The organism is Kistimonas asteriae (assembly GCF_018263925.1).
Lineage (GTDB): Bacteria > Pseudomonadota > Gammaproteobacteria > Pseudomonadales > Endozoicomonadaceae > Kistimonas > Kistimonas asteriae.
Genome location: NZ_JAEVHF010000012.1, coordinates 98258 through 123861, shown reverse-complemented (window position 1 = coordinate 123861; position 25604 = coordinate 98258). Strand labels below are relative to the sequence as shown.

Below are 25604 nucleotides of genomic sequence, written 5' to 3'. Positions count from 1 at the left end.
ACAGATAGAAAAAAGGCGATCTGATGATCGCCTTTTTTATTTTGCTTAATAAATTGCCTGAATACCCTTATTAAGAAAGATGCGCTGAAGATCCCGCAGCAGCTCTTCAGAGGGTGGTGTGACCTCTTCAAGCTCATAGATATCTTTCATCAGATCCCATTTATGCTTACCCAGCGAATGGTAAGGCAGCAACTCAACCCTCTCGATATTATCCATGGGCGCAATGAACTCAGCCAGTTGCTCGGCATAAACAGGATCTGTTGTATAACCCTCAACAACCACATATCGGACCCAGGTCGGCTTATTGATCTCCTGGAGATAACGGGCAAAGTCGAGCACACGCTCATTGCCAACATACGTCAGTTTCCGATGCAGGTCGTTGTCCATATGCTTGATATCAAGCATCACAAGGTCGGTTTGCTCAAGCATCTCGACAATGGGATTGGTCATGCCTTTGACATAACCATTAGTATCCAGACAGGTGTGAATCCCTTCCTTACGGCAGGCACGGAAGAGTTCAGTAACGAACTCTGGCTGAAGACTGGGCTGACCACCACTGACGGTGACTCCGCCTGACAGGAAATGCTTTACAGCACGGATCTTTTCCATCAGCTCGCCGACCGACACCACCTCCCCGTCTTTCATACCCCAGGTATCGCGGTTATGGCAGTACCGGCAGCGCATGACACAGCCCTGCGTGAAAACAACAAACCGGATACCCGGTCCATCAACAGTTCCAAATGAGTCAGTTGAGTGAATTCTGCCCAGCATGCCTGCTCCAGATAATGAGGTATGTCACGTCGACATCGTTGTTGTCTGGTTTTTCCGCGCCAGTCAGGCGAAAACACAGGCTGCAGACGGAGACAACAGTGCCGCAAGAATCAAATCTATTTGGGGATACTAAATAGTTTTTTAGGTTTTACTATCTGTACTAGCACCTAAGCAGAACAAGCTCACAGGAAGAGAGGACAAGGCTGGCAGCGTATTTCTACCCAGCAGGAACAGGAATCACTGCCTTGTTAAATCCATTTCATAGACGACAACTATCATTTTATTCATTTAGCGTATAAAGACAGAAAAAATCCCAAAAAAACAAGAAAAATCAACTCCAATTTAAGTAAACCTACCTATATTAGCTCTACTGGCCATTTACTAGTATTCGACCCATAACGATTTTAATAGACACAGGATTCCCTTCGCTGGAGCGATATAATGAGCAAATACATGTATACCACGGTTTACGAAGAGTTTACTGGTATCAAGCCTCCCGAACCTAAAGAACACAAACCCAAAAGAAAGCGTGGTTACGGACACCCTTACCGTATGCGCCTGAATATGCAAAACAATACGGCTTCAGGCAATGAAAAACCGCAGCGTCATTTCAGTAATGAGTCAATGCCCCTGGAGAGCAGCGACTATAGCACCGCTTCTGACAGCTACATGGTCAATCCCGCAAGACCGAGACAAGAGGAATCTCATTTCTCAATGAGTGATGCCGCACCGCGCGTTACTTACAAGAAAAGACGTCATGTTGACCATGATGTCCGCTTCTAACCACATGCCATTCATCTGATAGCTTTTCACGCACGAAAACCCTGAACGACATACCAGGCTACGACTCTTGATTCTCAATTGAACTGAACGTTCTAGACGACACTGAATGTACACTCTTCGTATCATAACGAAGCAGTGATAACACGGTGATGAATCACCTGTTGGTAACAGCAATGGAAAATCTATCGGAAGACACGTGTAACCGCCGAAAGACGGCGGCTACACGTTAAAGGTTGGGTTAACCCAAAACGTACTTGATCATAACACCTGCCGCCACCGCTGAGCCGATAACACCGGCAACATTGGGGCCCATGGCATGCATAAGCAGGAAGTTCTGGGGATTGGCTTCCAGCCCGACCTTGTTAGACACCCGGGCAGCCATCGGTACTGCGGAAACCCCTGCAGAACCAATCAGCGGATTCACCTTGTTCTTGCTGATCAGGTTCATGCCCTTGGCCATCAAAACACCACTGGCCGTACCAATACAGAACGCCACAATACCCAGACTCAGGATACCCAGCGTTTCAGCCTGCAGGAACTTGTCTGCCACAAGCTTGGAACCGACTGATAACCCCAGGAAAATGGTGACCACATTGATCAGAGCATTCTGTGCCGTGTCAGACAGTCGATCCACAACCCCACACTCACGCATCAGATTACCGAAGCAGAACATCCCCAACAGCGGTGCCGCATCCGGCAATAGCAGAGCCACCAGAACCAGCAACACCAGCGGAAAGACGATTTTCTCACGCTTGCTGACCGGGCGCAGCTGCGTCATGGTGATGCGACGTTCTTCCGCCGTCGTCAAAGCCCGCATAATCGGCGGCTGAATCAGCGGCACCAGTGCCATATAGGAATAGGCGGATACCGCAATGGCCCCCAGCAGTTCCGGCGCCAGCATGCTGGACACATAGATCGCTGTTGGACCATCAGCACCACCGATGATGCCGATCGCGGCAGACTGTGCAATAGAGAAATCCATCACGCCCAGCGCTGTCATCCCCAATGCCCCCAGTATCGTCGCAAAGATACCAAACTGTGCCGCAGCCCCCAGGAACAGGGTACGGGGATTGGCCAACAGCGGACCAAAGTCCGTCATCGCACCAACACCCATGAAAATCACCAGCGGCGCAATACCGCTGGCAATGGCTACGGAGTAGAACTGGTAGAGCATACCGTTACTGTACGTCAGGTTCTGCGCCATCTGTGACGCAGCCAGCTGGATCTCAGCCGGGGCAGAATTGTAGACGTCCATCAGTTGCTTGACGGATTCAAACCCTACCCCAAGCACACCCGCCATCGCCTCAATGTGAGCCGGATTCGCCTTGTGGATCAGTTGCTCTACTGCCGAGTAGGCCAACCCTGCTTCGGGAATGTTGGCGAGAATACCGCCTACCCCGATTGGCACCAGCAACAACGGCTCAAAGTTTTTCCGTATCGCGAGAAACAGCAGACCGAAGCCCACCATAATCATCACGAACTGTCCCAGGGTCAGGTTATAGAGCCCCGACCCGTACAGGAGCGTTAACAGCTTATCCATAGTGCACTCCTCAGGCCAGCATTAGCAGCGTATCGCCAACAACAACGGAATCACCTTCCTTCACGGATACTGACCCCACAGTCCCGGTACAGGGCGCACGCACCTCGGTTTCCATTTTCATGGCTTCCAGGATAATAAGCACATCCCCTTCCTGAACCTGCTGACCGGGCTGAACATGCACTTTCCAGATGTTCCCCGCCAACGGTGCCGGCATGGGCTCGCCGCCGGTTACCGGCGCGCTAGCAGTGGCCGCCTGACTACCCGGAGCCACTGATACCGGTTTGATACCGGAGATATCCCCGCCATCGGTCACTTCGACCACATAGTCCTGACCGCTCACAGTGACGGTGTACACTTCCGGCTTATCGGATTCACGTGCCACCAGCTCCTGCCCCGTCGGCGCAGGCTCAAAGGCATCAGGATTGCCACGATTTTCCAGGAACTTCAGACCAATCTGCGGGAACAAGGTGACCGTCAGCACATCATCAATGGCATGCTCTGCCAATGTGATGCCTTTCTCCTTGACCTGGGTATTAACCTCTTCGGTCAATCGCGCCATTTCAGGCTCAAGCACATCGGCCGGGCGGCAGGTAATGGGCGCTGCACCATCCAGCACCCGGGTCTGCAGCTCATGGTTGAACGCTGCCGGTGCTGCACCGTATTCACCCTTGAGAATGCCCTGCGTTTCTTTGGAGATGGTCTTGTAACGCTCGCCAGTGAGGACGTTCAAAACGGCCTGAGTACCAACGATCTGCGATGTCGGCGTCACCAGCGGGATATGGCCCAGGTCTTCACGTACCCGGGGAATCTCTTTCAGCACGTCATCGAATTTATCGGCAGCGCCCTGCTCCTTGAGCTGACTTTCCATGTTGGTCAGCATGCCACCCGGCACCTGGGCCACCAGGATGCGGGAGTCAATGCCACGCAGCGCACCTTCAAATTTGGCGTATTTCTTCCGCACTTCCCGGAAATAAGCCGCAACCTCTTCCAGGGCGTTAATATTCAGGCCGGTATCGCGATCTGTGCCCTGCAGCGCTGCAACAATGGATTCGGTCGGCGAATGACCATAGGTCATCGACATGGACGAAATCGCGGTATCAACACGGTCAACACCGGCTTCAATCGCCTTCAGAAGGGTCATGGATGAGAGACCGGCAGTGGCGTGACAATGCAAATGAATATCCAGATTGGTTTCCGCCTTCAGACGGGACACCAGCTCATAGGCATCATAAGGCGTGAGTATACCGGCCATATCCTTGATACAGAGCGAGTCGGCCGCCATATCCTCAACACGCTTGGCCAGATCAACCCACATACTGGTGTTATGCACGGGACTTGTCGTATAGGAAATGGTGCCCTGTGCATGGGCGCCCTGCGTCTTGACCGCCTTCATGGCCTGCTGCAGGTTGCGAGGATCATTCATCGCATCGAAGACACGGAACACATCCATGCCGTTAGCAACAGCACGCTCAACAAAGGTATCGACGACATCATCCGCGTAATGGCGGTAGCCCAACAGGTTCTGACCACGGAGCAGCATCTGCTGTTTCGTGTTGGGCATGGCCTTCTTCAACGCACGGAGGCGCTCCCACGGATCTTCACCCAGGAAACGGATGCAGCTGTCAAAGGTCGCACCACCCCAGGTTTCCAGGGACCAGAAACCGATCTGGTCCAGTTTTTCAGCGATGGGCAGCATGTCCTCAAGGCGCAAACGGGTTGCAAAAAGAGATTGATGCGCATCGCGCAGCACCACATCAGTAATGCCTAGCGGTTTCTTGTTCTCAGACATTCGGTAACACTCCCCCTTGACTCGTTAACCTGACTACTGGCGACGCGCGCGATGCTGCTGAACCGCTTCATGAATCACGGCGAGCAGTACCGGATCACTTGCAGGGTCACCGACTGTCGCAACAGGAACCCTGGCAACAGCAGGTTCGGGCTCCTCCGGCTTCGTGGCCTGAATGATTTTTGACATGACACTGGTCGCAAAGACCAGAAGGGTAAGGAATACGAAGACAAAGCCCATGCCGAACAGCATCAGGTTCACGCCTTCGCTCATGAGATCCGCTGGAGACATGGCGCTTCCTTATTTCGTTGTTATCGTTCGAGCTCCGGGGACTATACGACACCAGACACACGACGTTTCACTTATTACACGGTCTTGAATTTCGGGGCCATTTTACCCGAATACCGGGGGCACGCAATATTGGCCGTATTTATACTTATCGATTGAGCATTTATTTCCATGATTCATGTCATGAATAGTGCAATGAGTCGCCACGCATTCACATGACATCAACCGTATCAATGACAGTTGTCTGTTTTTACAGGAGTGATAGAGTACCGCCCTTTTCCGCCACAGGAACGGTAACTGCCGATGCGACTTGTCCTCGCCCCGATGGAAGGGGTTGTCGATTACCTGATGCGCCAGCTACTGACAGATAACGGCGCCTTTGATCTCTGTGTGACGGAATTTATCCGGATCACCAACACCCTGCTCCCTGAAGCGGTTTTTCTGCGACTATGCCCCGAACTCAAACACGGTGGCCACACGCGCTCAGGCACACCGGTTTTCATCCAGCTACTGGGTAATGACCCTGTCACCATGGCTGATAATGCCGCCCGCGCCGCAGAACTGGGAGCACTCGGTATCGATATTAACTTTGGCTGCCCAGCTAAAACGGTGAATCGCCACAAAGGCGGAGCCGCCCTGCTAAAAGAACCGGAAACCCTGCACCGCATCGTTCAGTCTGTTCGTCAGGCCGTTCCTGAACACATACCGGTCACGGCAAAAATGCGGCTCGGGTTCGAAGACAAATCCCTGGCCATAGAGAATGCTGTCGCCATTGAGTCGGCCGGTGCTGACACTCTGACAATTCATGCCCGCACCAAGGTTGAAGGCTACCGACCACCGGCCCACTGGGAATGGATTGCCAAAATACGTGAACACGTCTCACTGCATATCATCGCTAATGGCGAGATCTGGTCCATTGACGACTATCAACGCTGCCAAGCCGCCAGTGGTTGCAGTGATATCATGATTGGTCGCGGTGCGATCGCCCAACCCCTGCTCGCCAGCCGACTTAAATCCCTGCAGGATACTGACAGCAGCATGCCTGACTGGCTCGAAACCCGTGCATTACTGGTACAATTCGCCCAAACGGTACTCCACAGCCCCCAGGAATACCTTGAGCACTGCAACATCCGCGAACCTGGCCGCTACCTGGCCGACCGTTGCAAGCAGTGGCTTGGTATGATGGTGCGCTGCCACGATGGTGCCGCCAGCCTGTTTCAGCAGATCAAGCGAGAAACCTGCCCGGAAACCATCTATCGTACGCTACTGACTTAACAGCGGATTACCCCGCTGCTATCAACAATTTTGTTGCTATTGAGACTCAAGCCTTGCCAAGCATCAACAAGCCTGTCATCGAAATGGCCAGTATCCGCTGGAATGAGTATGGAGAGCCGGTCTCCAACCATTACGATGACATCTATTTCTCAACGGAATCCGGCCCAAAAGAAACCCGGCACACCTTTATCAACCAAAACTTTCTACCGGAGCGGTTTGCCGCATTAACGCCCGGGCAACATTTCGTTGTCGGTGAAACCGGCTTTGGCACAGGCCTGAATTTTCTCGGCACCTGGCAGTGTTTTGATCAACACGCGCCAGCAGAGTCCCGACTGCACTTTATTTCCACCGAAAAATACCCCCTGACAACGGCAGACATGGCGCAGGCACTGTCACTCTGGCCAGACCTGGCGATCTACAGCCAACAACTGGTCAACCAATACCCACCGATGACCGCTGGCCAGCATCGACTGGTGTTTAGCAATGGGCGTATTGTGCTGACGCTGCTCTGCGGCGATATACTGAATACCCTTCCCAAACTGGAAGCATCGGTCGATGCCTGGTTTCTGGACGGGTTTGCTCCAGCCAAAAATCCCGACATGTGGCAACCTGAACTGTTCCAGGCACTGGCAGAAAAATCATCCAGCGAAGCCACCTGCGCCACGTTTACAGCCGCACGACGGGTTCGCAATGGATTAGAAAAAGCCGGCTTCATGATCGAAAAAGTCCCGGGATTTGGGCGCAAACGGGATATAGTTCGAGGACGTCTGGCACAACCAACCGCCACCAATGATCAACCCATCTGGTTTCAACAACCAAAGTCCCTTCATAGCGAAAAACAAGCGTTGATTATCGGGGCAGGCATGGCCGGTGCGGCAACTGCTCACTCCCTGGCTGAACGTGGCTGGCAGGTGCGGGTCATTGACACCCACGACAAACCTGCGAGCGAAGCATCAGGTAACCCCCAAGGCATGCTGTATACGCGCCTATCAGGCAACAGCACTGTATTAACTCGTTTCATCTCGGAAGGCTATCTTTATACACTCAACCTGCTGAAACGGTTGGAATATCAGAAAACCACCGATGAAACCCTGTGGCAAAAAACCGGCCTGATTCAACTTGCTTTCAGCGAAGGCGAACAGCAACGTCAGCAGCGCATTCTTGAATCCAGCCAATATCCTGAAGCCCTGCTTCAAGGCCTGGATGCCGAAGCACTATCCTCACTGGCAGGCCTTCCCTTAAGTTCATCCGGGCTTTATTTTCCAGATGCAGGCTGGGTACACCCGCCGTCACTGTGCAAACAGCTGCTTGACCACCCCAACATAGAATTCGCAGGCAACCTTCAGGTCTCCAGCCTCACCCATGATGGTAACCAGTGGCATATTCAAACAATGTCTGGGATATCCCTGGCCTCAGAAGTCGTTGTGGTTGCTTGCGGCCACCTGTCTTCGAAACTCGCACAAACACAGCACCTGCCACTGAAAAGCATCCGAGGTCAGATTACGCAACTACCCGCCACAATAAACAGCAAAAAAATGAAAGCGGTCGTTTGCAGTGAAGGCTATATCGCGCCAGCCTGGAACAATAGCCACACGCTTGGGGCGACCTTTAATTTCGACGATGATTCAACGGAATGCCGCCAGCAGGATCATGACACCAATTTACAGAATCTGGCAACGTATACCCCCGGCGTTTTTGAGGCACTGAGCGACTCAGAACTTGATTCCACGCAATTGAATGGTCGGGTGAGCTTCCGTTGTACCACACCGGATTACTTGCCGGTTGTCGGCCCGGTGGTCAATGCTGAATCTTTCAAGGAATATTTCGCGCCATTACGAAAAAATGCCAAACACCGATTTACCGGGATGCCTGAGCAACCTGCGGGCTTATTTATTACCACCGGACATGGATCAAGAGGTCTGGTAACAGCGCCTCTCGCGGCAGATGTTTTGGCCGCTTATATCTGCAATGAACCCAGTCCGGTGCCACAGGACCAACGCCATGCCTTGCACCCCTCCCGGTTCATGGTCAGAAATCTGATAAGAAACAAGATGTAATGACAGAAATGTATCTGCCATAAAACCAATAAGCCGACCTTGTGGTCGGCTTATATGCATTCGTACACTACCGATTTGTATTTCCGGGGTAACAAACGCCCAGCCCTCCCAGCCCACAATAACCACCAGGATTCTTGGCAAGATATTGCTGGTGATAATCCTCTGCGTAATAAAGATCGCCGACAGTCAGGATTTCTGTCTCAATCTCATTATTACCCGAACCATTCAATACTTGCTGATACGCCCGCAGAGACTGCTCAGCCTTACCTTGCTGTTCTGAGCCGGTGGTATAGATCGCAGAACGATACTGGGTTCCTACATCATTTCCCTGCCGCATCGCCTGGGTGGGATCATGATTTTCCCAGAACACGGTCAGCAATTGCTCATAGCTGATTTGCTCAGGATCAAAAATGACACGTACCACTTCAGCATGTCCGGTAAAACCGGTGCAGACTTCTTCATAGGTAGGATTCGGGGTAAAACCACCGCTATATCCGACCATCGTGACATAGACACCGGGTTGCATCCAAAACAGTCGTTCCGCTCCCCAAAAGCACCCCATACCAAATACGGCAATATCACACCTATCCGGCCAGGGAGGCATCATGGCATGACCATTGACCCAATGCTTTTCACTGACCGTCAAAGGCATATCGCGCCCGGACAACGCCTCATCTCTGGACACCAGCACAGTGATACCCGCCATTATCACACCTCCATTGATCACATCACTTGGCCGCCGGCGCGCTCTGGACTTTCTCCATGGGCGGCACGACCAGTTGTGGATCCAGCCGAACATGGTACCAATTCAAGCGCCAGTCAAGATGTGCGCCGGTGACCCGGCCGGTTGCCCCCACCTCTGCCACGGGCTGCCCCTGATGGACAAAATCCCCTTCCTTCACCAGGGACTTACTCAGATGCAGGAACGAACTGGTGACCCCATAACCATGATCAATGATCATCGTACCACCAGAAAAATACATATCCGGATGGTACAGTACGACACGGCCATCAGCCGGTGCTTTGACCGGCGTACCGGTTGGCGCGGCCACATCAACACCAAAATGGGGACGACGAGGCTCCCCATTAAACACACGCTGACTGCCGTACACACCGGTAACCGGCCCTACCAGAGGCCAGATGAATCCGTCCAGAAATGCACGAAAATCAGAGTCCACTTCACGGGCTTTTTTTACCAGACTGTTTTCATGCCGGACACGCTTTAAATGCGCTTCGGATGGCGCCATATATTTTTTCGCCACCCCTTCAATTCGCTGAACCGGGTATTCTCTCGCCTCAAGCGTTAATGTTGTCTGCGTCTTTTTTCCATCGGGCGCAACCACGGTATATGTCTGTTCCAATTCCGCATCACGCCCAAATCCCAGCACAAAGTGCCCTGCAGCGGTGACGGGTACTTTTTTATCCCTGTAATACACGTCGGAACCCGGCTGCACAGCGCCTCTGTACAAGGCGCCCTGTGTCAGCGGTTTGTCGCCTTCCGCTGAAGCCATCAAAGCCTGCAATAGAATAGCGGCAGCAAACAAGCATTTTTTCAGAATCGTCACACACACCCCCGGACATGACATTAACCAGCATTACCCCTATAGTAAGAAAACTGGTTTAACACCACCAGACGGAGGTATCAACATGGATCTGTTTATACTCGCGGTGTCGCTGCTGCTTCCTGTAGCTTACGGCGCTGTCCTGCTTACCCCTCTCGCACTCGACACACACCACTACCAGAAAACCTTAAAGCACAGACAATAGCATTTTATCGTTACGATGCAGCAAGCCTGCCCCTGTCAGGCATCGACAGGCTTGCTGCAAGCCTCACTACGTTTACAGCAGATTGTGTTTGACTTCAGGTACTGCGCATAATCTTGCGCAAACTGCCGTACCACTGCCCAATCCGTGTATTCAATATCTTTACTGGCATCCGTATTACCGCCCGTCATCTTCATGATGAACTGAATCATCACCCGGTCAAACCAGCGATAGCGGCTATATAACAGTGATCCAGCCATAACACCGGTAAACCCAGGCTTCCAGGTTATCTTTGACAGAAATTTCTGCACATAGGGATTCGTTTCGGGTCGGTTTTTCTCCGGTTTTCGTGCGGTTAAATTCACACTGAAAAAACCGGATGCGTGCGTATTCAAGAACGAGTTATGCAATCGGATAAAATCAAACACGTCCGGCAAGTGATGCCCGTACCGTATCGGAGAACCTATGAGCACAGAGGCATAATGATTCAGGTTAACGACTGCATCCCCACTGATCGATTGACATTGCACCATCAAGCCCTGCTGGTTTAACTCAGCCGCTATGGCTTGTGCAATCTTTTTCGTCTGCCCGTCATGTGACGCATAAAGCAATAAATGTTCACTCATAAGATTCTCCAGCCACAACACCAACCGTTTAATTAAACAGCGTTGTACAGGAAAGACATTAATCGTTTATTTACCTGAATCAAACCAGACGGATATAGAAATCAATAAACCCTATTTATTCGCAGACATAAAAAAAGCCCCGCATTAAATGCGGGGCTTTTTATTTATGGCGGTGAGAGAGGGATTCGAACCCTCGATACGCGATTAACGTATACTCCCTTAGCAGGGGAGCGCCTTCAGCCACTCGGCCATCTCACCGTAGGTTTTCATTAAAAACCCGCAACGTGGCGGGTTAAAATGGCGCGTCCGGGAGGATTCGAACCTCCGACCGCCTGGTTCGTAGCCAGGTACTCTATCCAGCTGAGCTACGGACGCCTAGAATAAGACTTAAGAAGAGAAAATCAAGAACTCTTTCACGTCGTCTTTGAACGTTTGATGTCCTGGCGGTGAGGGAGGGATTCGAACCCTCGATACGCGATTAACGTATACTCCCTTAGCAGGGGAGCGCCTTCAGCCACTCGGCCACCTCACCTCGGAATCGAGCGCTATATTACCAGATTCCCGACGTTTGCAAAGCGTTTTTTCAGACTGAACACTTCGACTTTAAAACCACGGATCAGAACTGTTCTTCGCCTTCCTCTTCTGCAACTTCATGAACCCAGGTTTGGCGGTTGCCCGAATGATGGCCGTCCTTATCTTCCTTTTCTTTCTGGATACGCTGATAGATTTCTTCACGGTGGACTGCCACTTCCTTCGGTGCATTGACGCCGATCCGCACCTGGTTACCCTTCACCCCAAGAACGGTCACCGTGACATCATCACCTACCATCAGGGTCTCACCAACACGGCGTGTCAGAATCAGCATTACAATCTCCTTGTCTCAAAACCAACAAACAATGATCGTCTATTCATCTGCCAGTTTGTGCTTGTAGAATTAATCAGCGCATACCACTTTACTGATTCAGCAGCCCTCTGCAGGACCCCCATGAATCGGTCAGTGCTATATCACCGAAGCAATAAGATTAATACAGGTCTGAAGTTTGGCAACAGATTCCCGCATATTCCCTATTCTTCAAGCACTCCGCTAACCTTCGGGAGCACCGCGCGAGAAAATCCGCGCATGTATCTGGCAATCTCCCTGTGCGACTATCCGGTCCGCACCATCATAGCTCACTATCGTTATTCGTTGACGCAAAGCCTGACATACATTCATGCGCAACAGCGAGGAAACCACTGTAGAACACTATCAGACCAAGCCGCACCAATCCCTAACACACCAGGCAGACCGCCACGATCAGACATGCGGTCTTACCCATTTCCGCTATAGATCAAACTATGTACAGCGACAGTCTAATATCAACAACCGCTATTTCCATGAGTATTTGTACGGGACGAAAAACGCCGCGACGCATTATTCCGCCGTGGGTTCCTGATCCAGCTCAAACGCCGAATGCAATGCCCTGACTGCCAACTCGAGATACTTCTCCGCAATCACGACCGATACCTTGATCTCTGATGTTGAGATAATCTGGATATTGATACCTTCAGCGGCCAGCGCCTCAAACATCCGCGTCGCCACACCGGCATGGGACCGCATGCCGACACCGACGATGGATACCTTGGCAATCCGGTTGTCACCGTCAAACTCACGGGCACCCAGCTCATCCGACGTATTACCCACCACGGCCAATGCTTTCTGGAAATCATTACGGTGTACGGTGAACGTGAAATCTGTGGATTTATCATCGGCCACGTTCTGTACAATCATGTCGACTTCGACATTGGCTTTGCTGATCGGACCCAGAATCCGGGAGGCAACGCCGGGGATATCAGGCACCCCCTTGATTGTCAGCTTGGCTTCATCCCGATTAAAGGCAATTCCGGATACAACGGGCTGCTCCATCTCGTCCTGCTCCTCCAGTGTAATCAGCGTCCCGGGGCCGTCCTCAAAACTGTGGAGCACCCGCAGGGTCACATTGTACTTACCGGCAAACTCCACCGCGCGAATCTGCAGAACCTTTGAGCCGAGGCTGGCCATTTCCAGCATCTCTTCAAAGGTAATTTTATCCAGACGCCGCGCGCCTTCAACAACACGAGGGTCAGTAGTATAGACACCGTCGACATCGGTATAGATCTGACACTCGTCCGCCTCAAGGGCCGCCGCGAGCGCCACCGCCGTGGTATCAGAGCCGCCACGGCCCAAAGTCGTGATATTGCCTGCACTGTCTACGCCCTGGAACCCGGCCACCACCACCACACGCCCTGCATCAAGATCCTCACGAACCCCATCAGTATCAATGCTTTCTATACGGGCTTTGTTATGCTGGCTGTCCGTTTTGATAGGCACCTGCCAGCCGGTATAGGACTTGGCCGGACAGTTGCGCCGGTTCAGCGCCATGGACAGGAGCGCAATGGTGACCTGCTCCCCGGTGGAAAGGATGACATCCAGCTCCCTGGGAGTTGGCGCATCATGCATCTGATAGGCAAGATCTACGAGGCGATTGGTTTCGCCAGACATGGCGGATAACACGACAACAATATCGTGCCCCTGCTCTCTGAATCGCTGTACTTTTTCCGCGATGGCCTCAATTCGCTCGACTGTGCCGACCGACGTGCCACCGAACTTCTGAACTAACAACGCCATATCGTAAGTACTTTTATTTATTAGCCGTGGGGAATGTACCACATCCCCCACGGGTCGAAACAGCCCCTGTTTCAGTCAACCCTGTGAACGGGTCAACAATTCCGATCAGCTGGCCAGTTTCTCAGCAACCCAACGGCTGACAGACTCCAGCGCCGCCGGTAGCGCCTGCACATCAGAACCGCCACCCTGGGCAAAATCCGGACGACCGCCACCCTTTCCGCCCACCTGGGCTGCAACCATCTTGAGCAGGTCACCGGCTTTCACCCGGTCCGTCAGCTCCTTGGTCACACCAGCCGCCAAAGCCACTTTGTCACCATCGACAGCCGCCAGCATCACGACACCGCTCTCCAGTTTATTCTTGAGCTGGTCAACCGTAGCACGCAGGGACTTCGGATCAACGCCATCAAGACGGGTTGCCAGCACACGAATACCGGCAACCTCAATCGCACCAGCCACCAGGTCAGTACCGGCTGCAGACGCCAGTTTCTGCTTCAGACGCTGAATCTCTTTTTCCAGCTCGCGGTTACGGTCCACCAGCGTCTGTACCTTGCCGACCACGGAGTCACGGCTGCCTTTGACCAGGCTGGCCACAGACTGAATCCGCTGTTCCTGGTTCTCATACCAGGCCTGCGCCGCTTCACCGGTCAGCGCTTCAATCCGCCGAACGCCCGCAGCAATACCGGTTTCAGCCACAACCACCAGGCTGCCAATATCACCGGTACGCTCAACATGGGTACCACCACACAGTTCGACAGAGAAACCGCTGGTGCCCATGCTCAGAACACGCACTTCATCACCGTATTTCTCACCAAACAGGGCCATGGCGCCAGCATCCCGCGCCTGATCCATATCCATCAGTTCAGTTTTCACCGGCGTGTTGGAACGAACCTGCTCATTAACAATCCGCTCAATCTGGCGCAACTGGTCTGCTGAAACCGGCTCAAAGTGCGAGAAGTCAAAACGCAGACGCTCACTGTTCACCAGAGAGCCTTTCTGCTGAACGTGATCACCCAGCACTTCACGCAGGGCAGCATGCAGCAAATGCGTGGCAGAGTGGTTGCGTGCTGTCGCCATGCGTTTTTCAGCATTAACCATCGCCCCGAGGCGCTCGCCCACACGAATCTCACCGGTTTCCACCACACCGTGATGCAGATGGTTGTCGGATTCCTTGCGGGTATCATCCACACGGAACGTGCCAGTTTCAGTACGCAGCAGGCCGACATCACCCGCCTGACCGCCGGACTCAGCGTAAAATGGGGTACGCTCCAGTACAATAACGGCTTTCTCACCCGCACCGATGGACTCAACCGGCTGGCCGTCGCGGAAAAGTGACTTGACGATTTCTTCCCCTTCCAGCGCGGTATAACCGGTAAACTCGGTCACACCGTCGATGGACAGGACATCGTTATAATCCATTCCGAACTGGCTGGAAGCACGCGCCAGGTTACGCTGCTCTTCCATGCAGGTTTCATAGCCGGCCATATCCAGCGTCAGACCACGCTCACGAGCAATATCGTGGGTCAGGTCAACCGGGAAACCATAGGTGTCATACAGGGTGAAGACGGTTTTACCGGGAATTTCTGTGCCTTCCATGCCCGCCAGATCGTCCTCAAGGATCTTCATCCCCTTGTCCAGCGTACGGGCAAACTGCTCTTCTTCCTTACGCAGGACACGCATGACGTGATCCTTGTTTTCCGCCACAACACTCGCAGCCTCACCCATCGCGTCGATCAGCGCTGGCACCAGCTGGGCAAAAAACGGCTCGCTGGCTCCCAGCTTATGACCATGGCGGCAAGCCCGGCGAATGATCCGACGCAGGGTATAACCCCGACCATCGTTAGACGGAAGGATGCCATCCGCCACCAGGAAAGCGCAGGAACGGATATGGTCAGCAATCACGCGCAGTGACGCCGTCGTGGTATCCGGACAATTGAGCAGACGACCGGCTTCAGCCAGCAGGGTCTGAAACAGGTCAATCTCGTAGTTGCTGTGCACGCCCTGCATTACAGCGGCAATACGCTCCAGCCCCATACCGGTATCAATGGACGGCTTCGGCAGCGGGTGCATTTCGCCATCCGCCGTCCGGTTGAACTGCATGAAGACCATGTTCCAGATTTCGATGTAGCGGTCGCCATCATCATTCGGACCACCCGGCGGGTCACCGGCCACATCCGGGCCATGGTCATAAAACAGCTCACTGCACGGACCACAGGGACCGGTATCGCCCATGGACCAGAAGTTGTCTTTTTCACCCAGACGAGAGAAGCGTTCAGGGCTGACCTTCATCTCTTTCAGCCAGATATCTTCCGCTTCCTGATCGTCCTTGTAGACGGTGATCCACAGCTTTTCTTCCGGGATACCCAGCTCGACAGTCAGGAATTCCCAGGCGAACTTGATGGCATCACGCTTGAAATAATCACCAAAGCTGAAGTTACCCAGCATTTCAAAGAAGGTGTGATGACGGGCGGTGTAACCGACATTTTCCAGATCATTGTGCTTACCACCCGCACGTACACAACGCTGGGACGTGGTGGCGCGGCTATAGGGACGCTGTTCCCGGCCCAGGAACACATCCTTGAACTGGTTCATACCCGCATTGGTAAACAGCAGCGTCGGGTCATCATGGGGAACCAGCGAACTGCTTTCGACAATTTCATGTCCCTGCTTATTGAAATAATTCAGAAAAGCAGACCGTAATTCAGAACTTTTCATATCACCTTCCCGTCAGGGAGTCTCAAAATGGATAGATGCCAGGACGCTCACTGTTCTGACACCGGGAAATTCGCAAAATTCACGCATTATATAACGATGAACAACAGGCGGACAGCCACAGGCAATGAACTTGTGGTGCAATCCAACCGCCATTGACTGAGCACATAACCTCGGAATGGAGTCGGCAGGCAGCATCTGCCGACCCTAACATGGGTTCCGATTATCTCTTGATCGCTACCGATCAATCCAACCGTATAAACACGCAGGTAACCCCGTTACTTACCACGATCAACCACGGATTCCAACAAAGCAAACAGGCTTGAAGTATCCCAGCGCCCGCCGCCCAAGGCCTGAACCTGGGCGTATTGCTGATCGACCATGGCGGTAACTGGCAGGCTCGCACCATTCCTGCGCGCTTCATCCAGACAAATGGAAAGGTCCTTACGCATCCAGTCTACGGCAAAGCCATGCTCATACTCGCCTTGCAGCATGGTCTGGTAACGGTTTTCCATCTGCCACGACTGGGCGGCCCCCTGGGAAATCACTTCAATCACTGCGGCAGGATCGAGCCCCGCTTTTCGGGCAAAATGCAGCCCTTCGGACAACGCCTGAACCAAACCACCAATACAGATCTGGTTGACCATTTTCGCCAGCTGACCCGCCCCTGCTTCCCCCATCAACTTTGCACAGCGCGCATAGCTATCAATCATCGGGGCAGCCCGCTCAAACGTACCGGCATCGCCCCCTACCATCACAGTCAACGCACCATTTTCGGCGCCGGCCTGACCGCCGGACACCGGCGCATCCAGAAAACTCAATTGAGTTTCAGCAGCAATACCGGCTAATTCACGTGCCACTGCGGCTGATGCGGTGGTGTGGTCTACAAAGACAGCCCCTTCCTTCATACCCGAAAAAGCGCCCTGCTCACCCAGGCAGACCTGACGAAGATCATCATCATTGCCGACACAGGCAAACACAAAATCTGCCCCGGCAGCCGCTGCCGCAGGCGTTTCCGCGCCATGGCCCGGATGCTCGCTGAGCCACTGCTCCCGACGCTGCGGTGTCCGGTTATAGACAGTCACCTGATAGCCCGCACCTGCCAGATGGCCGGCCATTGGATATCCCATCACCCCAAGCCCAATAAAAGCAACCTGACAGGTCATAACGCCACCCTTTTCACTGTTTTCATTACTTTTGATTCACGCACCTTAATATCATGGCGCCGAGGTAGCTGCCAGTTTCAGGCGATGGAAATTTTGGTTAAAGAGAGAAAAACAGGTATGCAACTGCGCAGCCGCGGATGCTTCACCTAACCAGCGCAATGCCTCGATGGCGCTTTCTACCGTACACAAATGCGCCTCATGCCGAACACGGCGCAATTGATACTCGGAAGTACAATCAGCACCGAGATCCAACATCGGCAACCCATGCAGGTAAGGGCTGTGGTTATACATTTTTCGCGCCTGCTGCCAGGTAGCATCGATGAGAATAAAAGCCGGCACTTTATCCAATGGCATACTGTCGGCACTCTCCATCAGCGCATCATGAGCCTGGTAACGGGCATAGGCAGAAGGAAAAACCAGAATCGGCCAATAGCGCGAATCAGATAACAACCCCAACAAAACGTTATCAGGCTCCTTTCGGCGCCAGGTAGCGATGACGCCGCCAGGCACACTACCGGCCAGCAGATAACCGGTATTGGTCGCTTTAGACTGTTCATTTTCATGCATCAGCAACCAGAAGACTGCCTTGCTGGCTACCACCGGTTTATCAGCACACAAACAGATAAACGGAGGTAACAAGCAAGTCTCACAGCGTTCCATCAACCCACAGACTCCATCATTCCTGTATCCAGGGACTACTCATCATTTCTACGCCCATCGACAACCGCCAGGATAGTGTCGATATGAAACCCTCTATATTGCAGGTAGCGAACCCGCTTTGCTTTTTCCTTCGGGTCTTTTACCGGCGTTGTTCCAAACTTTTTCACATTGACATCCTGCGCCTGCTGCAACCAGTCTTCATCAAAGGCCTCAAGCTGCATTGAAACCAGATCCGCAGCAATCCCTTTTTGAAGCAGTTCCTGCTTGATTCTCGTCGGCCCCAAACCACGGGACACCCGGCTACGGACGAAGCTTTCTGCAAAGCGCTCATCCGACAACAACCGATCCGCCTCAAGCGTTCCCAGCACTACTTCCAGCATTTCTGGCGTTTCAGCCCGGTTACGCAGTTTCTGCCAGAGTTCTTTCCGACTATGTTCCCGGCGCGACAACAAATCCATTGCCGCTCGCCGTAGTTCTGTTTCAGAAGAAGACATATCCACCCCATATAAAAACGGCGCTTACCCCATTACAGGTAAACGCCGCAGTATTCAATCCAACTCAGAAAGCTCAGGCCAGTGTCAGCTCTTCACTTTCTTCTGCTACTTTTTCAGCTTTCTCATCGGCCTGGGGCTTAGCTGACGTCAACAGCTGTCGCCGGATTTCAGACTCAATCTCTTGCGCAATCGCCGGGTTATCCTGCAGATATTGCGCAGCATTCGCCTTGCCCTGGCCAATCTTGTCACCTTTATAGGCGTACCAGGCACCGGCCTTATCGACCAGTTTCAGCTTAACGCCCAGGTCAATGACCTCACCCATACGGTAGATACCCTTGCCATACAGGATCTGGAATTCAGCTTGGCGGAATGGCGGCGACACCTTATTCTTGACCACCTTGACACGGGTTTCGTTACCAATGACTTCATCACCCTGCTTTACCGCGCCTGTACGGCGGATGTCCAGCCGAACACTGCTATAAAATTTCAGGGCGTTACCACCGGTTGTGGTTTCCGGGTTACCGAACATGACCCCGATCTTCATCCGGATCTGGTTGATGAAGACCACCAGGCAGTTGGCCTGTTTGATCGAACCGGTCAGCTTACGGAGCGCCTGACTCATCAGACGGGCCTGGAGACCCACATGGGAGTCACCCATTTCACCTTCAATTTCCGCTTTCGGCACCAGGGCCGCAACGGAGTCGACAACCACGACATCGACAGCACCGGAACGCACCAGCATATCGGTGATTTCCAGCGCCTGCTCGCCGGTATCAGGCTGAGACACATACAGGTCGTCGACATTAACACCCAGGCGACGGGCATATTCAGGATCCAGCGCATGCTCGGCATCCACAAAGGCACAGGTTGCGCCCTGCTTCTGCGCTTCGGCGATCACACTGAGGGTCAGGGTTGTCTTGCCTGATGACTCTGGACCATAGATTTCAACAACACGCCCTTTCGGCAGACCACCAATACCCAGCGCAATATCCAGCTGCAGGGAACCGGTTGAAATTGCCGGAATCGGTTCATGCTTCTGGTCACCCATGCGCATGACGGTGCCTTTGCCGAACTGTCGCTCAATCTGGCCAAGCGCCGCCTGTAACGCTTTTTTCTTGTTGTCATCCATCTGACGCACCCTCACAATTAATCCGACCTTTGCGGGCTGGCACCTTTAACTGCTTCATCCAGCCTGCAACGCTAAAACAACTGTATACTTAAACAGTATTAAAACACACAATCTGAAATTCGACTAGTCGACAATAAAATTTAATCTGCCTGTTTAACTCGCTGGGTGTTCAGCTAATCGCAAGAGACCCGAAAGCGCCGTCACGACGGCCTGTCGCCGTATAGCAAACCGATCACCACTAAAATGACAGACCTGCGCCTTCGTCGGTTGCCCTTCCTGCGACCACGCCAGCCAGACGGTGCCTACCGGCTTCTCAGGACTACCGCCATCAGGCCCGGCAATGCCGCTGATCGCTACTGACAGACCTGCACCGGCATTAAGACGGGCGCCATCCGCCATTTCTGTCACCACCGCCTCGCTGACAGCACCGTACTCAGCCAGTGTTTCAGCCTTAACACCGAGCATCTGCTGCTTGGCCTCATTGGCGTAGGATACATAACCATAGCCGAACCAGGCCGAGCTGCCAGCAACGGATGTTATGGCTTCCGCCACCCAGCCGCCCGTGCAGGATTCCGCTGTCGCTACCCAGCAGCCCTTTGCCAGTAATCTCTGCCCCAGCTGCTGAGCGAGCGCTTCAATCTCTTGCTGCATAGTACCCACCGTACCTGCCGATCATGCAATGCCGCCTGCCGTAAATCATGCCACCACACGATTACGTGATTCAAAACACACGGCCAATAAACCATCCACTACCATACCGCGGAAACAGCCAGGTACCAACGCCATTAACGAATAAGCACTGAATATAGATAGCGGCGCATGCAAGCTCCGCGCTATTTTTTATCAAATCAATGAAGCATTCACGCCTGACAGAAGCATTACAAACATTCCCGCACACGCTCAGGGCTCGTCAACCACGGGCATAATTCCCCCGCACGCCCGTAACGGCGGGCAATACTCACAGCTTTATACGGATAACGTTCGGTCAGCCGCTGGAGACTACCCTGCAGCGTCGCCTGCATGGGCTGACTCAGCCAGTCATGGTAATGCATACCCAGCAACGCACTGTTTTCGAGTACCCGCTCTTCCCATGGCCCCAGCTGATTGGCTCTCAACAACGCTGTCTCAAAGTCCGGATCAATCAACGAAAGCTGCGCCCTTGCCATGGCATAATCCGCCCAGGCATAAGGCCAGGCAGGCCGGAGAGCAATCGCATGGCGCCAGGTATCCAGTAACGGATTTTTTTCTACTGATTCACTGGAATGATCAATCCCGGCTTGAAGCAAACCATACTGTTGCCCCCAATCCTCCACCCGGGCTTTCAGTACCCATTGCTCAGGAGAATCAGGCAAGGCGGCCGACGCCTGTTCAGCCCCCTGCAGGGCAACATCATAATCACGGGGCTTCAACTGAAAATCATCCGGCTGTTTTTTCTGCTGCTCACGCCAGAAGTCGAGATACGCTTCCGTCTGGTTATTAATGGCGCCCGCCTTGACCAACTGCATGGCATCAGCCGCAGCCATCACCAGCAATACCAGCCCGGCTACCACGACCATCATATTGACCAATCGGCGCTGATTGACCTGCACCTTCATTCATCTTCTCCAAACAGGGATTTTGTCAGCTGGCGAGGCAGATGTTCTGTTAACAATTTTCGGGTTTCCACCCCATACCAGTCATCCAATACGGTCGCTGCAGCACCCATCGCCGGCGGCCGCCTGATCGCATGGTGGGCATCCGATGCAACAAACTGAACCAGTTCACGATCCAGCAACCAGCGAGCCGTCTCCTGAGCCTGGCCGCCAAAGTGACCGGCAACAGACCCGGCCGTCACCTGGAATAAGACACCCCGTTCCACCAGCTTCAGGCTGCGTTCCGGGTGGCGCATCAATTCCTTGTTCCTTTCCGGGTGCGCAATGACCGCTCGAACGTTCTGGCGCTGCAACCAGGCCAGCAGGTTATCGATACCCATTGGCAGATTTTGATGGGGCATTTCGAGCAGCACACAATCACTGCCCTCCCATTGCCCAAGCATTGGCACCCGGCCTCTGCGCAGCTGCATCATAAACTCATCACTGATTCGCACCTCTGCCGCCATTGCCAGGGACACAGACAGGGATGCTTCTGCTGCCGCCTGCTGCAGGACATCGAAGGCAGGCCGGATGGTTTCACTGTCATTGTCATAACGACCGGCATGCATGTGTGGCGTACAGACCACATGGGTAACGCCATCTTCAACAGCAAGGTTTAACAACGCCAGGGCGTCAGCCATGACGGCAGCCCCGTCATCAATACCGGGAATGATGTGATTATGGATATCGATCATGGATGAAACGGCAGCAGATTCTTGGAAAAAACGGAGCGAAGCGTACCGTTTATTGATGGAAAGCGAAATACGGAGAGACAGCGAAGACTGAAGCGGACAGCGCCATCATGAGGCGTGTGTAAAAACCCTCAACAGAACGTTAAAGGCATAAAAGCGTCTATAACTAAAAAGAACACCAAAGATACTGGAAGCGCAGAGGGAACGCCTTTTATGCCGTATCTTTCCGAATGGAATCGCCAACAACGATCAGTGCTTATTCAAGGCCTATTTTTAGCATTTCTGTCCCTGACTGCGGGTGTTACACGTGCAGAAACGACATCGGCCTGCCAGCATGGTGATCGTTACATTCTGGGCAACCGGGAAATGATCAGCCAGGTCGGCCACCACGCCGTCAACCTGACCACTCTGATCGACTCCGGCTCAACCCTCTCCTCCATGGATGCACAAAACATTGAAGTTAAGGCTCACACCAACGGTTCACGCTGGGTCTATTTTGATATCCCGCGGGATGACCATCAGGCGCAGATGCTGCGGCTGGTCAAACCCCTGAAACGTTATGCCTGGATACAGACCCACAGCGGCAAACCCAGGAAACGCCCAGTCATCGAAACAGCAATATCACTCGGCCCGATAACGACAACAACCGCTTTCAGCCTGACAGAACGCTCCGCCTTTAATGAAAAGATTCTGCTCGGGAAAAACACGCTGGATGGTATTGCGTTGATCGACCCATCAAACGATTTCCTGCTGAATCACGATTGCCTCTGACGCACCGTTCTTTCTGAATCGTATCAATGCCTAGCCCCAGACCGAGGGGTTGGCAGATGTCGCGCCAAAACGCCTATGGCCAGCAACACGACAAACAATGCCGCATTGGCGGGAATCTGGAGGTTAAAGTCCACCGTCGAATGGATCAACAACGCCACCAGCCCCATGGTCGCACCAAACCCCATCCCGATATAAAGCCGGTTGCGCCGCTGCCTCATGGCCTGAACGGCCTGCCATAAACCAAACACCGCAGAGAAGACCAGTAACAGGAAAGCGGGCACACCAAACTCAAGGGGAAACTGCAGGTAATCGTTATGGGCCAGATCGAAGAACCCTCGCCAGGTGCCATCATGGTACGCAGGTAACGTCGTATAAAAACTGCCGCCGCCGGAGCCGGTCAGCGAAAAATCACCAATAATGATCAGAGACACCGGATTCACATCTGCACGTAACTCCGTGTCCATCCGGGTCTGCTCAATACGTTCAACCACTTTATCCAGACCGAACCACTGGCTGACAATCACCGTGTCAATCACAATCAGACTCAGGAACAGGATGATCATCCCACGGGAAAGCGTTTTCCGGCAGACCGCATACAGAAAACCCGTCGCCAGCAGACTGGAGAAAAAGGCTGCATTACCCATGCGGGAACGTGACATCACCAGACCAATCACCATGGCAGCAAGAATCGCCCGTAACAGCACCTTGCTGCTCATAAGCGTTTTCAGCGTATTGCGTAACCATTCCATCCGGTCCCGCGCACGCTTCTCCTGCAACTGTGACACCAGCAGGCCAATGCCAATGGCCATTGTCATTTCGAGGTGGCCCGCAAAATTGTTCCGGTTCACGAAGGTCCCTGTGGCAACACCCCGCCCTGCTTCCTTGTCGATGAAAAAGCTCCATTCCAATCCAGACAAGGTGCTGAGAACACCAAAGACCGCCTGGAAACCTCCCCCGGCCACAATAGCCCATGCCAGCCATTTTAAACGTCGTTGATCGTTGACCAGCAACAAGGCCAGCGCAAACAACAGCGCGTAAGCCAGCGTCAGCATCGCATGGAGGTGTGAAGCAAATGGATCCAGGGACAGCGGAAAGGCATCCGGTAACGACTGGCCCAGTGCAGTGGCGGCATCCACCTGGAACTGGTACGCAACCGGTGACAACCATTGCACCATGGATGCTGGCAAAGACAGCGATTGAATCTCCAGCCAGCCCGCAACCACTAACAGCGCAACCAGCACCGGCAGACCTTTTCGGAAACCCGGCGTCAGGTTCACGGCCTTGATGGCAAACCCCACCAGCCAGAATGCAGCCAGCATAAACACCAGTATCTGAAGTATTCCCATGGCCCATTCCGGCTTACTGCCAAAGGGGAGCGGTAACCAGAGCAGAACAAACAACAGGCAATAGAACAGGAAAGAGCTGTAGCGGGTATCAGTCATCAGGGGGTTCGCCAGGGGGATAAACGCGGGCGCCGATAATACCTTGCCCACCCGTTAGCGTGAAGGTGGTGAGATCAAAAGTGTGTGAATTCGACGGTAACTTTCGCGCAGTGCTTCAAACACGACGGCGCCCATCACACTGGCGGCCAGGTCATCCAGATGAAATTCCCGCGTTGGCGTCAGGGTCTGAACCAATTCCAGCCCAAGGCCAAGCGCTACCATCAGCAACAAACGTCGGTGGACCGGCACCGCTGGCCAAGACTGCCAGATCAACCCGGTCAATACCAGAAATGCCGCAATATGGCGCAACTTGTCGCTGAACTGCATGAACGGCTGCCAGGGAGAGAATGTCGCCAGCCAGCCAATCACCGGCAGAACGACCAATAACAGACAGCGGGCCATCACTACCCGCCGATTATTGCGATCTATTCCGCCGCCGACACGGTGTTGCGATGAATCTGTCACTCGCCGGCCCGGTAAAAGTGGTCATAGCAGTAATTGGTAGCGTCGATAAAACCTTCCACGCTGCCACAGTCAAACCGGGTGCCCTTGAATCGGTAAGCCAGTACACACCCTTCCTGCGCCTGCTTGAGCAGTGCATCGGTAATCTGGATTTCCCCGCCTTTACCCGGCTCCGTGTTGGCAATCAAATCAAAAATATCCGGCGTGAGAATATAACGCCCGATGATGGCCAGGTTTGAGGGCGCCTCTTCCCGGGTAGGTTTTTCGACCATATCGGTCACCCGCAGAATATCATCCCGGATCACATCCCCGGCAATAACGCCGTATTTGTGAACCTGATCCTCCGGCACTTCCTGCACGGCCACAATAGAGCAACGGAACTGTCGGTAGAGTTTCGCCATCTGGGCCAGCACGCCAGGGCCACCGGGATTCACACACAGGTCATCCGCAAGCACCACGGCAAAGGGCTGGTCGCCAACCAGTGTCTGGCCGGTGAGGATAGCGTGCCCTAACCCTTTCATTTCCGTCTGGCGAGTGTAGGAAAAACGGCAGGATTCCATCACACCGCGGATATGCCCGAGCATACTTTCCTTACCGGTGCCGCTGATCTGGTGTTCCAGTTCGTAGTTAATATCAAAATGGTCTTCCAGTGCCCGCTTGCCGCGGCCGGTAACCATGCAGATTTCAGTCATACCGGCTTCCACCGCCTCATCGACGCCATATTCAATAAGCGGTTTATTGACGACCGGCATCATCTCTTTCGGCATGGATTTGGTGGCGGGAAGAAAACGGGTGCCGTAGCCTGCGGCGGGGAAAAGGCATTTCTTGATCATGGGTGGTATTGAGCCCGGCAAAACAATAAAAGACATTAGCCCACCAACCTACACGGGAAGGCGGACGGACATACATACAAT

The 25604-nt window shown here is 53.3% G+C and carries 24 protein-coding genes and 3 tRNA genes; 4 read left to right on the top strand and 23 right to left on the bottom strand.

Going from position 1 to position 25604, the window contains the following annotated elements:
- Positions 1-45: 45 nt before the first annotated feature.
- On the bottom strand, positions 46-771 hold the full coding sequence (gene pflA, locus KHS78_RS14465; RefSeq protein WP_211829178.1) for a pyruvate formate-lyase-activating protein: 726 nt from the start codon (positions 769-771) through the stop codon (positions 46-48).
- Between the two features lie 441 nt (positions 772-1212).
- Here pflA and KHS78_RS14460 point away from each other — a divergent pair, with 441 nt between their 5' ends.
- The gene (locus KHS78_RS14460) at positions 1213-1554 is read left to right on the top strand and encodes a hypothetical protein (RefSeq protein WP_211829177.1); all 342 of its coding nucleotides are present in this window, start codon (positions 1213-1215) and stop codon (positions 1552-1554) included.
- A 238-nt stretch (positions 1555-1792) separates the two neighbouring features.
- On the opposite strand, the gene KHS78_RS14455 is transcribed toward KHS78_RS14460, so the two are convergent.
- The 3 genes from KHS78_RS14455 to KHS78_RS14445 are packed head-to-tail and all read right to left on the bottom strand — an operon-like array spanning position 1793 to position 5171.
- Positions 1793-3094, bottom strand: a complete 1302-nt coding sequence (locus tag KHS78_RS14455) for a sodium ion-translocating decarboxylase subunit beta (RefSeq protein ID WP_211829176.1) — start codon at positions 3092-3094, stop codon at positions 1793-1795.
- 10 nt (positions 3095-3104) lie between these two features.
- Entirely contained in the window at positions 3105-4883 is a 1779-nt protein-coding gene (oadA, locus tag KHS78_RS14450) for a sodium-extruding oxaloacetate decarboxylase subunit alpha (RefSeq protein ID WP_211829175.1), read from the bottom strand.
- 33 nt (positions 4884-4916) lie between these two features.
- A complete protein-coding gene (locus tag KHS78_RS14445; RefSeq protein ID WP_211829174.1) occupies positions 4917-5171 on the bottom strand; it encodes an OadG family protein in 255 nt (84 codons plus the stop codon).
- A gap of 300 nt (positions 5172-5471) precedes the next feature.
- On the opposite strand from KHS78_RS14445, the gene KHS78_RS14440 reads away from it, so the two are divergent.
- Together KHS78_RS14440 and mnmC are read left to right on the top strand one after the other, a co-directional pair.
- Complete coding sequence (locus KHS78_RS14440) at positions 5472-6443, top strand: tRNA dihydrouridine synthase (RefSeq protein ID WP_246506501.1); 972 nt, start codon at positions 5472-5474, stop codon at positions 6441-6443.
- Between the two features lie 53 nt (positions 6444-6496).
- Positions 6497-8500 carry a bifunctional tRNA (5-methylaminomethyl-2-thiouridine)(34)-methyltransferase MnmC2/FAD-dependent 5-carboxymethylaminomethyl-2-thiouridine(34) oxidoreductase MnmC1 gene (mnmC, locus tag KHS78_RS14435; protein ID WP_211829173.1) on the top strand — a complete coding sequence of 668 codons (2004 nt, stop codon included), beginning with the start codon at positions 6497-6499 and terminating at the stop codon, positions 8498-8500.
- A 67-nt stretch (positions 8501-8567) separates the two neighbouring features.
- Here the strand turns inward: mnmC and msrA are convergent, their stop codons facing one another.
- From msrA to KHS78_RS14355, 16 genes are all read right to left on the bottom strand, one after another.
- A complete protein-coding gene (gene msrA / locus KHS78_RS14430; RefSeq protein WP_211829172.1) occupies positions 8568-9206 on the bottom strand; it encodes a peptide-methionine (S)-S-oxide reductase MsrA in 639 nt (212 codons plus the stop codon).
- Positions 9207-9228: 22 nt separating this feature from the next.
- Positions 9229-10065 (bottom strand): M23 family metallopeptidase, encoded by an 837-nt coding sequence (locus KHS78_RS14425; RefSeq protein ID WP_343216917.1) that lies wholly within the window; start codon positions 10063-10065, stop codon positions 9229-9231.
- Positions 10066-10302: 237 nt separating this feature from the next.
- The gene (hemG, locus tag KHS78_RS14420) at positions 10303-10890 is read right to left on the bottom strand and encodes a menaquinone-dependent protoporphyrinogen IX dehydrogenase (protein WP_211829170.1); all 588 of its coding nucleotides are present in this window, start codon (positions 10888-10890) and stop codon (positions 10303-10305) included.
- Between the two features lie 167 nt (positions 10891-11057).
- Positions 11058-11148 (bottom strand) — tRNA-Ser (locus KHS78_RS14415).
- 40 nt (positions 11149-11188) lie between these two features.
- Positions 11189-11265 (bottom strand) — tRNA-Arg (locus KHS78_RS14410).
- 66 nt (positions 11266-11331) lie between these two features.
- Positions 11332-11422 (bottom strand) — tRNA-Ser (locus tag KHS78_RS14405).
- Between the two features lie 84 nt (positions 11423-11506).
- Positions 11507-11755: a carbon storage regulator CsrA gene (gene csrA / locus KHS78_RS14400; protein ID WP_211829169.1), complete on the bottom strand. Its 249-nt coding sequence runs from the start codon at positions 11753-11755 to the stop codon at positions 11507-11509.
- A gap of 546 nt (positions 11756-12301) precedes the next feature.
- Complete coding sequence (locus KHS78_RS14395; RefSeq protein WP_211829168.1) at positions 12302-13534, bottom strand: aspartate kinase; 1233 nt, start codon at positions 13532-13534, stop codon at positions 12302-12304.
- Positions 13535-13639: 105 nt separating this feature from the next.
- On the bottom strand, positions 13640-16246 hold the full coding sequence (gene alaS / locus KHS78_RS14390; protein WP_211829167.1) for an alanine--tRNA ligase: 2607 nt from the start codon (positions 16244-16246) through the stop codon (positions 13640-13642).
- 275 nt (positions 16247-16521) lie between these two features.
- On the bottom strand, positions 16522-17409 hold the full coding sequence (locus KHS78_RS14385; protein WP_211829166.1) for an NAD(P)-dependent oxidoreductase: 888 nt from the start codon (positions 17407-17409) through the stop codon (positions 16522-16524).
- Positions 17410-17460: 51 nt separating this feature from the next.
- Positions 17461-18069 (bottom strand): tRNA-uridine aminocarboxypropyltransferase, encoded by a 609-nt coding sequence (locus tag KHS78_RS14380; RefSeq protein ID WP_211829165.1) that lies wholly within the window; start codon positions 18067-18069, stop codon positions 17461-17463.
- A gap of 35 nt (positions 18070-18104) precedes the next feature.
- The gene (locus tag KHS78_RS14375; protein WP_211829164.1) at positions 18105-18563 is read right to left on the bottom strand and encodes a regulatory protein RecX; all 459 of its coding nucleotides are present in this window, start codon (positions 18561-18563) and stop codon (positions 18105-18107) included.
- A 73-nt stretch (positions 18564-18636) separates the two neighbouring features.
- Positions 18637-19692 carry a recombinase RecA gene (gene recA, locus KHS78_RS14370; protein ID WP_211829163.1) on the bottom strand — a complete coding sequence of 352 codons (1056 nt, stop codon included), beginning with the start codon at positions 19690-19692 and terminating at the stop codon, positions 18637-18639.
- Positions 19693-19845: 153 nt separating this feature from the next.
- On the bottom strand, positions 19846-20343 hold the full coding sequence (gene pncC, locus KHS78_RS14365) for a nicotinamide-nucleotide amidase (RefSeq protein ID WP_211829162.1): 498 nt from the start codon (positions 20341-20343) through the stop codon (positions 19846-19848).
- Between the two features lie 227 nt (positions 20344-20570).
- Positions 20571-21287, bottom strand: coding sequence for a hypothetical protein (locus tag KHS78_RS14360; protein WP_211829161.1), 717 nt, complete (start codon positions 21285-21287; stop codon positions 20571-20573).
- The gene (locus KHS78_RS14355; RefSeq protein WP_211829160.1) at positions 21284-22018 is read right to left on the bottom strand and encodes a tyrosine-protein phosphatase; all 735 of its coding nucleotides are present in this window, start codon (positions 22016-22018) and stop codon (positions 21284-21286) included. Before KHS78_RS14355 ends, KHS78_RS14360 begins: the two co-directional genes overlap by 4 nt.
- A 210-nt stretch (positions 22019-22228) precedes the next feature.
- On the opposite strand from KHS78_RS14355, the gene KHS78_RS14350 reads away from it, so the two are divergent.
- The gene (locus tag KHS78_RS14350; RefSeq protein WP_211829159.1) at positions 22229-22786 is read left to right on the top strand and encodes a putative ATP-dependent zinc protease; all 558 of its coding nucleotides are present in this window, start codon (positions 22229-22231) and stop codon (positions 22784-22786) included.
- 23 nt (positions 22787-22809) lie between these two features.
- Here KHS78_RS14350 and KHS78_RS14345 read toward each other — a convergent pair whose 3' ends face one another.
- Genes KHS78_RS14345 through galU form a run of 3 tightly spaced genes read right to left on the bottom strand, consistent with a single transcriptional unit; the run spans position 22810 to position 25523 of the window.
- Complete coding sequence (locus KHS78_RS14345) at positions 22810-24228, bottom strand: O-antigen ligase family protein (protein WP_211829158.1); 1419 nt, start codon at positions 24226-24228, stop codon at positions 22810-22812.
- 54 nt (positions 24229-24282) lie between these two features.
- Positions 24283-24693 (bottom strand): VanZ family protein, encoded by a 411-nt coding sequence (locus tag KHS78_RS14340; protein WP_211829157.1) that lies wholly within the window; start codon positions 24691-24693, stop codon positions 24283-24285.
- On the bottom strand, positions 24690-25523 hold the full coding sequence (galU, locus tag KHS78_RS14335) for a UTP--glucose-1-phosphate uridylyltransferase GalU (protein ID WP_211829225.1): 834 nt from the start codon (positions 25521-25523) through the stop codon (positions 24690-24692). The genes KHS78_RS14340 and galU overlap by 4 nt, the downstream gene beginning before the upstream one ends.
- Positions 25524-25604: the final 81 nt, after the last annotated feature.

What these genes read in the sequence shown, in the direction of transcription:
- KHS78_RS14385 (WP_211829166.1), bottom strand. Translation starts at nt 17,409, where the DNA reads ATGACCTGTCAGGTTGCTTTTATTGGGCTTGGGGTGATGGGATATCCA.
- KHS78_RS14350 (WP_211829159.1), top strand. Translation starts at nt 22,229, where the DNA reads ATGCCGTATCTTTCCGAATGGAATCGCCAACAACGATCAGTGCTTATT.
- KHS78_RS14360 (WP_211829161.1), bottom strand. Translation starts at nt 21,287, where the DNA reads ATGAAGGTGCAGGTCAATCAGCGCCGATTGGTCAATATGATGGTCGTG.
- KHS78_RS14355 (WP_211829160.1), bottom strand. Translation starts at nt 22,018, where the DNA reads ATGATCGATATCCATAATCACATCATTCCCGGTATTGATGACGGGGCT.
- recA (WP_211829163.1), bottom strand. Translation starts at nt 19,692, where the DNA reads ATGGATGACAACAAGAAAAAAGCGTTACAGGCGGCGCTTGGCCAGATT.
- KHS78_RS14395 (WP_211829168.1), bottom strand. Translation starts at nt 13,534, where the DNA reads ATGGCGTTGTTAGTTCAGAAGTTCGGTGGCACGTCGGTCGGCACAGTC.
- KHS78_RS14455 (WP_211829176.1), bottom strand. Translation starts at nt 3,094, where the DNA reads ATGGATAAGCTGTTAACGCTCCTGTACGGGTCGGGGCTCTATAACCTG.
- galU (WP_211829225.1), bottom strand. Translation starts at nt 25,523, where the DNA reads ATGATCAAGAAATGCCTTTTCCCCGCCGCAGGCTACGGCACCCGTTTT.
- KHS78_RS14460 (WP_211829177.1), top strand. Translation starts at nt 1,213, where the DNA reads ATGAGCAAATACATGTATACCACGGTTTACGAAGAGTTTACTGGTATC.
- KHS78_RS14345 (WP_211829158.1), bottom strand. Translation starts at nt 24,228, where the DNA reads ATGACTGATACCCGCTACAGCTCTTTCCTGTTCTATTGCCTGTTGTTT.
- hemG (WP_211829170.1), bottom strand. Translation starts at nt 10,890, where the DNA reads ATGAGTGAACATTTATTGCTTTATGCGTCACATGACGGGCAGACGAAA.
- pflA (WP_211829178.1), bottom strand. Translation starts at nt 771, where the DNA reads ATGCTGGGCAGAATTCACTCAACTGACTCATTTGGAACTGTTGATGGA.
- KHS78_RS14445 (WP_211829174.1), bottom strand. Translation starts at nt 5,171, where the DNA reads ATGTCTCCAGCGGATCTCATGAGCGAAGGCGTGAACCTGATGCTGTTC.
- msrA (WP_211829172.1), bottom strand. Translation starts at nt 9,206, where the DNA reads ATGGCGGGTATCACTGTGCTGGTGTCCAGAGATGAGGCGTTGTCCGGG.
- KHS78_RS14440 (WP_246506501.1), top strand. Translation starts at nt 5,472, where the DNA reads ATGCGACTTGTCCTCGCCCCGATGGAAGGGGTTGTCGATTACCTGATG.
- pncC (WP_211829162.1), bottom strand. Translation starts at nt 20,343, where the DNA reads ATGCAGCAAGAGATTGAAGCGCTCGCTCAGCAGCTGGGGCAGAGATTA.
- KHS78_RS14375 (WP_211829164.1), bottom strand. Translation starts at nt 18,563, where the DNA reads ATGTCTTCTTCTGAAACAGAACTACGGCGAGCGGCAATGGATTTGTTG.
- KHS78_RS14380 (WP_211829165.1), bottom strand. Translation starts at nt 18,069, where the DNA reads ATGGAACGCTGTGAGACTTGCTTGTTACCTCCGTTTATCTGTTTGTGT.
- csrA (WP_211829169.1), bottom strand. Translation starts at nt 11,755, where the DNA reads ATGCTGATTCTGACACGCCGTGTTGGTGAGACCCTGATGGTAGGTGAT.
- oadA (WP_211829175.1), bottom strand. Translation starts at nt 4,883, where the DNA reads ATGTCTGAGAACAAGAAACCGCTAGGCATTACTGATGTGGTGCTGCGC.
- alaS (WP_211829167.1), bottom strand. Translation starts at nt 16,246, where the DNA reads ATGAAAAGTTCTGAATTACGGTCTGCTTTTCTGAATTATTTCAATAAG.